This window comes from Marinomonas spartinae (genome assembly GCF_016461715.1).
GTDB lineage: Bacteria > Pseudomonadota > Gammaproteobacteria > Pseudomonadales > Marinomonadaceae > Marinomonas > Marinomonas spartinae_A.
Genome location: NZ_JAEMUI010000002.1, coordinates 316,001 through 329,133, shown reverse-complemented (window position 1 = coordinate 329,133; position 13,133 = coordinate 316,001). Strand labels below are relative to the sequence as shown.

At 46.4% G+C, this 13,133-nt stretch carries 11 protein-coding genes; 2 read left to right on the top strand and 9 right to left on the bottom strand.

All coding sequences use genetic code 11. From position 1 onward, the window contains the following. Positions 1 to 47: 47 nt before the first annotated feature. From JHD45_RS03415 to JHD45_RS03375, 9 genes are read right to left on the bottom strand one after another with little or no spacing between them, the layout of a single operon-like run. The gene (locus JHD45_RS03415; protein WP_199474780.1) at positions 48 to 2,018 is read right to left on the bottom strand and encodes a beta-galactosidase; all 1,971 of its coding nucleotides are present in this window, start codon (positions 2,016 to 2,018) and stop codon (positions 48 to 50) included. A gap of 1 nt (position 2,019) precedes the next feature. Beyond that, positions 2,020 to 2,880 carry an SMP-30/gluconolactonase/LRE family protein gene (locus tag JHD45_RS03410; RefSeq protein ID WP_199474779.1) on the bottom strand — a complete coding sequence of 287 codons (861 nt, stop codon included), beginning with the start codon at positions 2,878 to 2,880 and terminating at the stop codon, positions 2,020 to 2,022. A 39-nt stretch (positions 2,881 to 2,919) separates the two neighbouring features. Next, positions 2,920 to 3,564 (bottom strand): 2-dehydro-3-deoxy-6-phosphogalactonate aldolase, encoded by a 645-nt coding sequence (locus tag JHD45_RS03405; RefSeq protein WP_199474778.1) that lies wholly within the window; start codon positions 3,562 to 3,564, stop codon positions 2,920 to 2,922. After that, positions 3,564 to 4,550 (bottom strand): 2-dehydro-3-deoxygalactonokinase, encoded by a 987-nt coding sequence (locus tag JHD45_RS03400; protein WP_199474851.1) that lies wholly within the window; start codon positions 4,548 to 4,550, stop codon positions 3,564 to 3,566. The genes JHD45_RS03405 and JHD45_RS03400 overlap by 1 nt, the downstream gene beginning before the upstream one ends. Next, a complete protein-coding gene (locus JHD45_RS03395) occupies positions 4,550 to 5,356 on the bottom strand; it encodes an SDR family NAD(P)-dependent oxidoreductase (RefSeq protein WP_199474777.1) in 807 nt (268 codons plus the stop codon). Before JHD45_RS03395 ends, JHD45_RS03400 begins: the two co-directional genes overlap by 1 nt. Next, a complete protein-coding gene (locus JHD45_RS03390; protein ID WP_199474776.1) occupies positions 5,356 to 7,119 on the bottom strand; it encodes an IlvD/Edd family dehydratase in 1,764 nt (587 codons plus the stop codon). The genes JHD45_RS03395 and JHD45_RS03390 overlap by 1 nt, the downstream gene beginning before the upstream one ends. After that, positions 7,120 to 9,261: an alpha-galactosidase gene (locus JHD45_RS03385; protein ID WP_199474775.1), complete on the bottom strand. Its 2,142-nt coding sequence runs from the start codon at positions 9,259 to 9,261 to the stop codon at positions 7,120 to 7,122. A 5-nt stretch (positions 9,262 to 9,266) separates the two neighbouring features. Continuing rightward, positions 9,267 to 10,118, bottom strand: coding sequence for a carbohydrate ABC transporter permease (locus JHD45_RS03380; RefSeq protein WP_199474774.1), 852 nt, complete (start codon positions 10,116 to 10,118; stop codon positions 9,267 to 9,269). Continuing rightward, a complete protein-coding gene (locus tag JHD45_RS03375; RefSeq protein WP_199474773.1) occupies positions 10,118 to 10,993 on the bottom strand; it encodes a carbohydrate ABC transporter permease in 876 nt (291 codons plus the stop codon). Before JHD45_RS03375 ends, JHD45_RS03380 begins: the two co-directional genes overlap by 1 nt. A 209-nt stretch (positions 10,994 to 11,202) precedes the next feature. Between JHD45_RS03375 and JHD45_RS03370 the strand changes: the two genes are divergently transcribed. Both JHD45_RS03370 and JHD45_RS03365 read left to right on the top strand, forming a co-directional pair. Then, positions 11,203 to 11,991, top strand: a complete 789-nt coding sequence (locus JHD45_RS03370; RefSeq protein ID WP_199474772.1) for an IclR family transcriptional regulator — start codon at positions 11,203 to 11,205, stop codon at positions 11,989 to 11,991. Positions 11,992 to 12,000: 9 nt separating this feature from the next. Then, positions 12,001 to 13,107: an ABC transporter ATP-binding protein gene (locus tag JHD45_RS03365; protein WP_199474771.1), complete on the top strand. Its 1,107-nt coding sequence runs from the start codon at positions 12,001 to 12,003 to the stop codon at positions 13,105 to 13,107. The last annotated feature ends 26 nt before the right edge of the window (positions 13,108 to 13,133 follow it).

The window sequence follows — 13,133 nt, the reverse complement described above, 5'->3', positions numbered from 1 at the left end:
CCTCTTTTTGTTGTTATTAATGGAAACCAGTTTTATTGATTATCCGTTCATTCACGCTGCCAAATAGCGACCCCAGCAGGTGGTAACGCCTCACCGCCAAGCAGACACTGCGCATTATTAGGTCGATAGTGAGCTGTTTGTGGGCCGTAGTTAAAGGCAAACATCAATTTGCCTCGCTCTCGAACACGCACTCCTAATGGCAGATATTCACTTGCCAATCCCGCTTTTTCACACAATTTAGCAAGGCTCGCTTTAAGCAAAGGCTTCTCAAGACAGGATCCAAGATAGAAATGTTTATTATGACCCACTAAAACAGGCTTGCCCGCCTCGTCTTTTAACAAGCAAGGTAAATCCGTGGAAATTTGTTCATGCCAATGACACAGCGAGCCCTCCCCCCAAAGGCCAAAGACTGGTGGCTTGGTATGGTCTGGTAAAGCGTCGACCCGCTCGACCGTCAATGGCAATAAGTTCGCCAGCGGCCCTGGCGCTAGATTTTCAGGAATCTGATACGTATCCGTCTTACTACCCGTACGCGGCCCCGCTAATAACACCCCTTGATAGCTATTTAGTCTTGCTTGCAGGTCTTTAGAAATATGCGCCTGAGCGGGAAGTACGAGTAACGGATAGGTATCTAAAGCTACTTGGTTAGAAACAATATCAACCGACAAACCTAACTCACGCAGCGCTTCATAAACGCGATAACACCAAGAAAGATAACGATAAGCACGAGACTGCGGTTGAATATCCAGTGACCAACAAGCATCATAATCAAACATCAAGGCAACATTACCTGATTTAGGTAACGCCATTAATTCCTCGGCATTCAACCCTAGCGCATGTGATAAATCACGCACCTCTTGCGCTACTTGAGCCACTTCTTTGGCTGCTTCTGCCCCTTGACCATCGGGACGTAGCAAACCTGCATGCATTTGCTCTTGACCAAATGGCGCTTGTCGCCAGCGAAAATAAGAGACCAGTTCAGCACCATGGGAGAACGCCTCCCAAGTCCATAGTCGTACCGCCCCTTCAGCTGGGGTCGGGTTATGAGGTGCCCAATTTACCGGGCCTGGTTGCTGCTCCATGATCCATAAACGCCCTTTGCCACAGCCACGATATAGATCATGGTGAAAAGCGCCAAAATCTGGGTGTCCTACTCGTAAGTAAGTCTGCTTTTCTTTTTGGCTATAGATGGCCTCTTGATCTAAAAAGCCCAACGGATAGGTATCCCAACTTGCCACATCCAAATCTTGACCGACTTTATGATGATCAAAAGCAGTAAAAAAGCCCATGTAGTTATGCACTAAATCACGGCCTTTTGAATACTGACGTAGAATGTCCACCTGTAACTTATTAAACGCAACCACTTGATCAGAACAACAACGCTGAAAATCCAAACGATGGGAGGGGTTGGCTTCTGTCACCGTTAAATTCGGTAAGTCAACCTCTTCAAACGAACGGTAATCCATACTCCAAAAGACATTTCCCCAAGCAGTATTTAAGCGATCGATGGTGCCATATTTGTCTTTTAACCAGAGACGAAACGCCGTTAAATCCGCTTCCGCGTAACTCAGCACCGTATCATGACAACCATATTCATTATCCGTCTGCCAAGACACCACCGCAGGATGTTGGCCGTAACGTTCAGCCATTAAGGTTACCATTCGCCGACATTCGTCCCGATAATCAAGGCTGGAAAAGGTATAATGACGACGCGATCCGAAATGACGAACCCTGCCGTGTTCATCTTTTGCCAACATAGAAGGATAACGATCTACCAGCCATTTCGGCGGGGTCGCTGTTGGTGTCCCTAAAATCACTTTTAAACCATGTTGGTGGAGGGTATCTAATGCTTCATCTAACCATTCCCAATGCAGCACACCGGGCTCAGGCTCAATGGTACTCCAGCTGAACTCTCCAATACGCACATACTCAAGACCAATTTCTCGCATCTCTTGAGCGTCGTGCTGCCAACGACTTTTGGGCCAATGCTCCGGGTAATAACATACGCCTAACTTCATATTATGCTCCCGCAAATGGCTGACTTGGCGCGCCAGCTACATTCATTTCAATCGCTATCACATGACCTGACAGTGGTTGATTTGCCAATTGCTCAGCGGGGGTATCCACGCTAGCGGATGTGATAAACAAGGTTTTTCCTTCTGGCCCACCAAACACACACGAGGTCGGCTTGGCAAAAGGCAATTCTATAGTCTGCAACATCTCACCTTCCGGGCTATAGCGCACAATACGAGAACCATTCCAGTTTGCATTCCAGAGACAGCCTTCTAGATCAATACAAGAACCATCGTTTCCGATCCCTTCTTTCACTTCCACAAAAGGCTTTTGCATTCGTACATCGTAGAACTCAGGGTGAGGATAAGCGTGAATTTGACGTGTCATTGAGTCACCAAAGTACAAGCGTCCACGCCCTTCATCCCAAGCGAACGTGTTGCTAATACCAAGGTTTTCCAGCATTAATGTTTTCTTGCCTGCTGGCGTGATTTTCCATAACCGCCCTGTCATTTGTTGCTCTAAATCATCCATCGTACCTACCCACAACACACCATCAGGATCGCATTTGGCATCATTGCTACGATTACCAGGAAGATCACTGTCCAAATCACACAGGTAATCCAGCATTGCGGTTGTTTTATCCAAATAAGCAATACCATCGGCCATTGCCACTAACAGCCGGTCACTTTGTGTGGTGAAAACCGCAGACACTTTCTTTGGCAAGGTCCAATGCTCGTATCGATCATCCTCTTGATGCCAACACCATACTTGGCAGGCTGGAATGTCGACCCAATACAAAGCTTGCTCCGCTTCACTCCAAAAAGGCCCTTCTGCCAATTGATGACGCTGGGTACTAATCTGTTTCATTATTATTCTCCTTGTTATGACCTTTTCTTCTCTGGTCACTTACGCAGACGCCTGTCTATAATCGTTCCAAGCTGCCACAAAGGCATCGGCATTAGCTTTAGTCACCTCAACAGATTGACCTTTTTTGTATAAAGCCGACCCCAGACCAAACCCTTTTGCACCAACAGCAAAATAGTCTGGTACATTATCTGGTGTCACACCGCCAACAGGACATAACCAAACATCCTGAGGAATAACCGCACCCAATGCCTTCACGACATTTATGTTGGGTAAAGCTTCCGCTGGAAATAATTTAACGGCATCCGCCCCCGCATGAAGTGCGGCAAAAGCTTCACTCGCCGTAAAAAAGCCAGGCATGGCATACAAGCCTGCGACTTTCGCGGCCTTAATCAATTCCACATCCGTATGGGGGCAGACCATCAACTTAGCGCCCGTAGCCACCAGCTCTGTCAATTGCGTCATGGTTAAAACTGTACCCGCACCAATCAAAGCCTGCTGACCAAAAGTACGCTGCAATAAGCGAATGCTGGTAAAGGCATCCGGCGAGTTCAGTGGCACTTCGATCAATCGAAAACCAGAATCAATTAACACTTGAGTATGCTCAACCACTTCTTCTGGTTTAATGCCTCGTAAAATGGCAACCATAGGAAACTCAGTCATTAACTCATTAAAAGATGTGTTCATTACTTCTTTTCTCCTATTTGTTGCTCCTGACGCACTTGCTGGCGAGCCAAGCGTGTTAAACCACGAATACTCGCTTCACTGGCGTCCAAACATTGAGAAGCTACTTGATGAAACGACAGGGCGACTTGATATCGTTCGCAGAGATGTTCGCTACCAACAATCAACACGCTGCTGATAGGTTTCGGTTGCGCAGCCAACATATCGTTCACATCGTGACCGATAATGATGCCGGAGAGATAATCTCGCACCTGCTCTGCTGGTAAACGTCCACAAACAGAGTCACTGCGAACACTAAATAGATGATGCAATAAGCCACCCGCTTGCTGACTGGCTAATAGACCTTGTTGAAAGCCTTCTTTATTCAGGGAATCCTGCTTAGGTAGCCCCTTTACCAAGCTGGATTCATTATTCAATCGCGCAAACATTTCCCCCGAAAAACTGGTCGAAAACTGAGTTACCTCCCCTTGCAACAGGGGGACCCATTTACTATGGGTGCCTGGTAAACAACACAACACAGCTTGATCCGCTTGACCTTGTTCATACAGCCAATCCATCGCCCCTAACAGCTGAGTTTCCTCACCGCGCATCACATCGAAATGCCCACTGATACCAATCCCTTGAAGCCCTGGTACAATGGCTACCTCACAAGGCAAATGACTATCAAGCCAACACAAGTGATCAGCAAGTGTGTCGAGTTGCATAGGACAAACTTGGTAAGGTACCTCTTGCCAGCCTCCACGACTGCCCACCATGCCTGCCATATAAATAGGCACATCAGGGTGCAACCAATCGCCTAAAAAATCCTGTAAAACAGATTCAAACTCGTCGCTATCGAGGGTTAGCATGCCTCGATCACTGCTTCTCTGGGCGTGAATATGTCCAGTTTGATCCATTAGAAAAGCACGTAAATTGGTCGTTCCCCAATCCACAGCGATACACAAAGGCACAAAAGGATCTGAGTCAAACACTGGACGAGTCTGTGTCATCACAAACGCCCTCCGTCGACAACAAGACTTTGTCCTGAAATCATACGACTGTTGTCAGACCCCAAAAACAATACTAGATCCGCCACATCTTCTGGCTCAATTTTTTCCTTAAGAGCTTGCTGAACCATTAGTTCTGCTTCTGCTTCTGGAGTCAGCCAAAGACGCTTTTGTTTTTCCGTCATCACCCAACCCGGTAAAACCGTATTAACCCGAATTTTTTGCCCGCCAAGTTCTCGAGCCAAGCCTTTGGTTAAACCAGAAATCCCGGCTTTGGCCGTGACATAACCTGGGTAACCAGACAAGCCCAACATCCAAGAATTAGAACTCATATTAATAATGCTACCGCCCCCAGCTTCAGCCATGGCAGGAGCAACCACTTGAGCCGTGAAGAAGTGAGGCTTTAAATTGACCGACATACATTGATCAAACTGCTCTGAACTAAAATCTTGTAGACTATGGCGCTGATCGTTGGCGGCGTTGTTGACGAGAAGACGAATGGCTCCCCAATCGGCTATCCGCTCTATAATCGTACTTTTCAGTGTCTCAATGTCCGTTAAATCTACTCTGCTAAAATGTGTTTTCAGCCCTTTGCCGTTTAGCTCTTCCGACAAGGTTTTGCCTGCGATTTGATCAATATCAAAAAAGCTCACCAAGCAACCTTGTTGCGCCAACGCACGAACCAATGCCTCACCTATCCCCGATGCGCCCCCTGTCACCAAAGCATGACGCCCCGACAAACTGGGGTACTGAGGATAAGCTTGAGTCGAATTCAGATGGTTCTGGTTATTATTTTTATTGTTTGACATTAATGAGACTCCCTACTCACTTTTGAGCCACTATTGCCGACTAAGAAATCCAAGTCAGCACCTTCATCCGCTTGCATTACATGATCAATGTACAACTTGGCATAACCACGGTGATATTGGCTCTCTTCTGGTTGCCATGCGGCTTTGCGACTCGCCATTTCCTCCGCACTGATATGCAGATGCAGACCACGACCTGCCACATCTAACGTAATTTCATCGCCATTTTGAACCAAGGCCAATGGCCCGCCCATGGTCGACTCCGGTGCTACATGCAAAACCACCGTACCAAACGCAGTACCACTCATACGCGCATCACTAATACGCACCATGTCCGTGACACCTTGTTCTAATAATTTACTGGGCAATGCCATGTTGCCGACCTCTGGCATACCTGGGTAGCCTTTTGGCCCACAACCTTTCAGAACAAGAATGGAATCTTTGTCGACCGCTAACTCAGGAGAATCGATACGAGCTTTGTAGTCCTCAATGTTTTCAAACACCACAGCTTTACCTGTGTGCTGTAACAATTCGGGGGTCGCTGCGCTGGGTTTAATAATCGCCCCTTGCGGTGACAGATTTCCCCGCAAAACAGCAATCCCTGCATTGCTTCTCAGCGGTTTATCAAGGGGACGAATCACCTCATCGTTGAAACACTCTGCAGCAGAGGTGATTTCGCCTAAACTTGCGCCACAGACCGTATTGGCCGACATATCAAACAGGTGACTTAAACGTTGAATCAACGCAGGAAAACCACCAGCATAATGAAAATCTTCCATTAAAAAGCGACCCGATGGCATTAGGTCCACCAAACAAGGCATCTCGGCACCGATGCGATCCCAGTCATCGAGAGTCAGTTTCACTCCCAAACGACCGGCGATTGCGAGCAAGTGCACCACTGCATTAGTGGAGCCACCAATGGCTGCATTGGCTCGAATGGCATTTTCAAACGCCGCCTTCGTCAAAATATCAGAGGGTTTTAGATCTTCTTTGACCATCTCAACAATTCGACCGCCAGTTAAATGCGCCAATGCCTGACGGCGCGCATCCACAGCTGGCAAGGTGCCATTTTCAGGTAAGGACATTCCCAGTGCTTCCACCAAACACGCCATGGTCGAGGCAGTGCCCATGGTCATACAGGTACCACGGGAGCGAGACATACTGGATTCCGCTCTCATAAATTCATCTAGGCTCATTTTTCCACCACGAACTGCTTCGCTGAATTTCCACACATCCGTGCCAGAGCCAATGTCTTTGCCTCGATATTTACCGTTTAACATGGGGCCAGATGAGACAACAATGGTCGGCAAATCCACTGAGCAAGCGCCCATTAATTGCGCTGGTGTGGTTTTGTCACAACCACCTAAAAGCACCACACCGTCCATTCCATAGGCGCGCATGGATTCTTCCACGTCCATACTCATCAAATTACGAAACAACATGGCGGTGGGTTTCATTTGTGTTTCGCCAAGGGACATTACCGGGAATTCAAGGGGCACTCCTCCTGCCTCCCATACACCACGTTTTACGTACTCAGCCAATTCACGAAGGTGGGCATTACAAGGCGTCAACTCACTCCAAGAATTGCAAATACCAATCACAGGACGACCATCAAAACTGTGGTCTGGCAAACCTTGATTTTTCATCCAGCTGCGATGAATAAAACCGTCCTTATCTAACTTGCCATACCATTGTTGGCTACGGAGTGGTTTTTTCTCGCCATTGACTGGTTGGCTATCCTTTTTGTCTTTCGTAGAATCGGTCATTTACTGAGCCTCCAAACGGGATACAGCGCGAATAGACAGCATTAATAAGGATTCTGGATCCAATATTGGTAGTTGCAGTCCTAATTGACTTAACGTCGCGCCATTTAAAATAAGGTCGTTTTTCCACCACGCAGGTAAAGCTTTCATCAAGTGCCCAGGTAATGGACTGTGTTCCAATACACTAATTTGATAGTTCTGCTCAGCTTCTAGCCCGGGTAAACGAACGGGTAAGGTTTGCGCCTGTTTCGGCATCGTCAATTGGCTATAAACCAATAGACCCTCTTGACCATCCTCGCTCAACGCCCACTGAGCTTGCGCTCGACCATCGGCACTGGGTAAACGCCAATTACGGCCTGAATGCAGAACTGAACGATAGGCTTTATAATGAGAGATCCAACGGGCAATAGTCGCTTTTTGCTCAGCATTAGCATCCAACAAATTCCACTCAATACCCAAATGCCCCAACATGGCGGTACCTGCACGAAACGCCACATCGTGGATGCGATTTGTGGTATGACTTTGATCCGGCCCGATGTGTGAGCCCATCACTTCAGGCGGGAAAAAATAACTAAAACCTCGCTGAATACTGTGGCGCTCAAAAGCATCATTACAGTCAGATGCCCAGAAACGCTTAGTAAAGTTCAAAATACCGAAATCCACGCGAGCGCCACCGGATGAGCAACTTTCAATTTCTAAGTCTGGAAACGCAGTATTTAATTCGCTAAGCAGACGATACAAAGCAACAACCTGTTCATAAGCTTGTGGTCGGATCTCACCACCTGGCTGGGTGTAATCTCGGTTCATATCCCATTTAATGTAATCAATTGGATAGTCCTTTAATAAGCTAAACAGGCGTTCTCGTAGGTAGTCATACACTTCTGGTTTCGCTAAGTTCAATACCAGTTGATGGCGAGCGAGAACCGCATCGTATTGTGGCAGTTGCAAAACCCACTCTGGATGGGAGCGATAAAGGTCGGAATCGGGATTCACCATTTCTGGCTCAAACCACAAACCAAACTCCATGCCCAGCCCTTTCACATGATCGATTAACGGCGTCAGACCGTTAGGGTATTTTTCCTGATCAACAAACCAATCCCCTAGTGCTGCTTGATCATTACTGCGCCCTCGAAACCATCCATCGTCTAAGATATAGCGTTCAACACCAACATGAGCAGCACTATCAGCGAGGGCCTTTAAACGCGTTATGTCATGGTCAAAATAAAAAGCTTCCCAGGTATTAATATGCACCGGACGGGGCTTGCTTAGCGCGAGTCGTTCCCTAGCATACAGATGAAATACCTGACTCATCATATTGAGTCCCGCACGACTGTAACTGGCTAATAACTCTGGGGTACTGATCGATTGATTGGAAATTAGCACGATCTCATCAGGTAAATAGAGGGCCTCCGCTTGCAAATACCGATGGCCTTCCATGGTGTAATCTGCTTTAAGCCGATGGTTGCCACTCCACGCTAAGTGTGCGCCAATCAGCTCCCCCTGTTCTTCACTAAAACCCTGCTCACCAAGAATCACACTCGGAAAATTAGCATGAGAGTTACGACCATGACGGTTCTCTTGCAACCAGGTACTTTGCCACTCACTTCGTTGTTGCTGAAATTCTTGGCACCAACGGCCATAAAAACTCAGCATCTGAGTGAAATGTGGTGGAATTGGCAGGGTGCAGGCAAGACGATGAACAGTAATATTAGCTTGTCCCTGATTCGTCAGTGTCAGCTGTTGCCGTAACAGCCCAGATGATTGCAAACCAATAGACAATGCCACAGCAAGCTGAGCCCGAGTATCTTCCAACTCAATCAAAAAACCATCCGCTTGCTGATGAACGCTTGACAGAGACCAACACATTGCCCAAGCAGGCCGATCCACTGCGCTGGCTTCTACCCCTGGAGATTGCAACCAACCCCGGCCTGCTTCAGGAATCAAACTCATTGAAGCGGGTACGTCCAAGGATGCCTGCTGAGTTGCTTGCTGCTGAGACCAATAAAGACTGTTTAAGTGAGTGTCTTTTGGTAAAGCTCGTCCAAAGTAAAGCAATTCTGGCGCGCCATCTTGTGGGCAAGCAATCACCAACGTTTGATTCTGTCTATCCTGACGATACAGAGCAATATCGTGTGTATTTTTCATCACCATTACCCCTTCGTTGCACCGAGCGTTAGACCCGCAATAAAGTGTCGTTGCATGGCAAAAAACAACATCACCGGAGGCAATGCAGCAACAATGGAGCCAGCCGAAATTAACTGCCAGGATGCCATCCACTGACCTTTCAAGGCTGCGATACCGGCGGTAATCGGGCGTACATCATCGCTTTGCACCAAGACCAAGGCCCAAAAATAATCATTCCAAACAAAGGTAAAAATAAGCACAGCCAAAGCTGCTAGCGCAGGCCTGACCAAGGGTAAGACGATATGGCGGAAAATCTTCCACTCACTCACCCCTTCCACCCTTGCCGCTTCGATCAATTCATCAGGCAAGCCCACGATGAAGTTGCGCATAAACAAGGTACAAAACCCTGTTTGGAAGGCAATATGGAATAAAATCAAACCACTGGCGGTATCATACAAGCCCATATGAATGGTTAAATCTCGTACAGGTATCATTAAAATTTGAAAGGGAACAAAATTACCAGCGATAAAAGTCGCAAATAATCCCATACGCCCACGAAACTTAAATTTCGCTAGGGAATATCCAGCTAATGTCGACAATGACACCGCGCCAATCACAGCGGGCACCGTAATAATGATGGAGTTTAATAAATAACGCAGCATGGGGGTTTGCGTAAAGACTTGCTCATAGTTCTGAACAAGCATCCACTGGGTGGGAATCCCCCAGTAATTTCCCGCATTTAAATCCGCCGTAGAACGCGCTGAGGTTAATAACACTGCAATCAAAGGTAGGAGCCATAAAATTAAGGCAATCCAAACCGCGACACGGTAACTAATATTAAAAGGTAATGATCTTTTTTCGATTGGGGTAGGAAACATTAGGCTTTCTCACTCTTCAGCATGCGCCATAGAAAGTAGGCAATGTAGATATCCATCATCAGGAACAAGACCGTGGCAATAGCAGCGCCATAGCCCACGCGATAATTGAAAATCGACTGTTCGTACATGAAGTAAGCCAGTACACTGGAGCTACCAAATGGTCCACCAGAAGTCATGGTCGCCACTAAATCGAAACTTCGTAAAGCACCGATGACAGTAACCACAATAGCAATAAACGTCGCTGGCTTTAGCTGAGGAAGAATCACATGACGCAGCATTTTCCAGCCATAAGCACCATCTAAGCGGGCCGCTTCAATTTGGTCTGGGTTAAGATTGTTTAACCCTGTGAGATACAAAATCATGCAATAGGCAATTTGCGGCCACAATCCCGCTGCAATAATGCCAAAGGTAACCACATTTGGATCCGACAAGACCGCAATCGGCTGAAAGCCAAACAGTTCAATGAATTTATTGAACAGACCAAAGCTCGGATCATAGAACCAGGAAAAGACTAAGCCAACCACCACTTGGGAGATAACGAAAGGAAAGAAGAACATGGCCTTAACAAAGCGAATGCCCATCATTTTTTGGTTTAAAAACAACGCCAGCAATAAACCAATAGGTGGCGCTAGCATGAAAAAAATCAACCAGTAAATATTATTGACAAATGCAGTCCAGAACTGATCATCCTGAAACAACTCAATATAATTACCAAAGCCAACAAAGATTTTTTCACCAAGCCCATCCCATTGATAGAAGCTTAACCAAACACTCTGAACAATGGGGAAGATAACGTACACTGAAAACAAAATGACGGCCGGTGCAAGGAAGGCAATCGGCATCCATTGTTGTTGTTTGCGATGCAATTTCTGCATGCTAACCCACCTCTTATTTTTATTACTATTTTTGTTAGAGTTATAACTATTTTTATTAAAATAAAGGGTCATCATTCTTGACAGAACAACTCACCTAAAAAAATAATGGAATAAAGTTCCATTTTTTGCAACACTTAATAAAAAAATAATGGAACCGAGTTCCATATATAGACATCAAGATTATTAAGCTTACTTTTTGGAGAACTACCATGACAAAATCGGAGACCAAAAGCGGAGGCTCCTCTCTGGATAAAGCACTAAGCTTGCTCCAGAAGGTGTGCATGTCTGAGATACCTCTAAGATTCGCCGAGATTGTTGAAAGCGCAGATTTACCTAAAGCAACAGCTCATCGTATTTTGCTCTCACTTGTCGATAAAGGTTTATTACGCTTCGATGAAGACGCCCAAACCTACCATCCAGGGTATGGTTTATTAGAGTTAGCTCATCTGTCTTGGTCAAAAATTGATGTAAGAGATATCGCCGCAGACCAAATGAAGCATCTATGGAAGGAAACCGGTGAAACCATCCACTTAGCCGTGTTAGACCGTGGTGATGTCATTTACATTGACAAACTGGAAAGCCAAAAAAGCTTACGCTTATTCTCGGCTGTTGGTAAAAAAGGCCCCGGTTATTGTACTGGCGTAGGAAAAGCCATGATGGCATTTCTAAAGGAGGATCAACTAGATGAAGCAATAAAAGCGCAATCCTTTATTCGTCACACACCAACCACCATTACCAATGCGGACGACCTAAAAGCCAGATTGGCCGACATTCGTGAGAGTAAGATTTCACTGGATTTAGAAGAGCATGAAGAAGGCATTCAATGTGCCGCATCGGTCATCTTTAATCATTTAAACGAACCCATCGCTGCGCTTAGTATCACCGCCCCGAAATTTCGAGTCGATGACGCGCGTTTTCAACACTTTCAAGCACTGGTTAAAGAAGCTTGCTTGAAAGTCTCCACTCGTATGGGGGCCATCGCCTCCGACAAGCAGTAAGGTAATTTCATGGCAACAATAACTTTAAAAAACGTCATCAAACGCTTTAATGACATCGAAACCATTCATGGAGTCAATCTAGACCTAGAAGATGGTGAATTTGTCGTCTTTGTTGGTCCATCTGGATGTGGTAAATCAACGCTACTGCGTTTAATTGCTGGCTTAGAAGACATCACCGAAGGCTCTCTAGAGATCAATGGACAAAACATGAACCATGTTGCTCCGGCTGATCGCGGTGTTGCCATGGTATTCCAGTCCTATGCCTTGTATCCGCATATGACTGTCGAGGAAAACATGAGTTTTGGTTTGCGCATGACAGGAGGCGATCCTGAGCAAATCAAAAAGCAAGTGGCCAATGCCGCCAGCATACTGCAACTGGAGCCACTTCTTAAACGCAAACCCAAACAGCTGTCCGGAGGCCAACGTCAACGGGTTGCCATTGGTCGCGCCATTGTACGACAACCGGATGTGTTTCTTTTTGACGAACCCCTATCTAACTTGGATGCAGAGCTTCGCGTCGACATGCGCATTCAAATAGCTAAGCTGCATAACCGATTAAAGTCATCGATGATTTACGTCACCCACGATCAAGTCGAAGCTATGACCTTAGCCGACAAAATTGTCGTATTACGCGACGGAAGAGTCGAACAGGTTGGTTCGCCACTTGAGCTTTACCATAACCCCGCCAATGAGTTTGTCGCAGGTTTTATTGGTTCGCCAAAAATGAACTTCTTAGATGCAAAAGTACTGGAAATCGATGGCAACGATCTTGCCACCATTGATGTGGCAGGGCAAATCATCCAATTAGAAGTGGATGGCGTCAAGGTCGCGAAAAACGACCATGTAAAACTGGGCCTGAGACCGGAACATGTCAGTGAAACCACACAAAATGCCGACTTTACATTGAGTGTAAAAATCGATGTTGCAGAGCATTTAGGTGGCACCACTTTCCTATATGGTGAACATAAGGGCCACAAACTAACCATCGAAGCCAGCGGTCAGAACTTAACTAAGAATGGTGAATCTGTTGAGGTCGGTATCAATAAACAAGACTGCTACCTTTTTAACCAAAAAGGGGAAGCGCTAATTGATCGGCCCGTACCGGTGCGTGGATAACAAAATAAGACCACGGTAAAACAGCA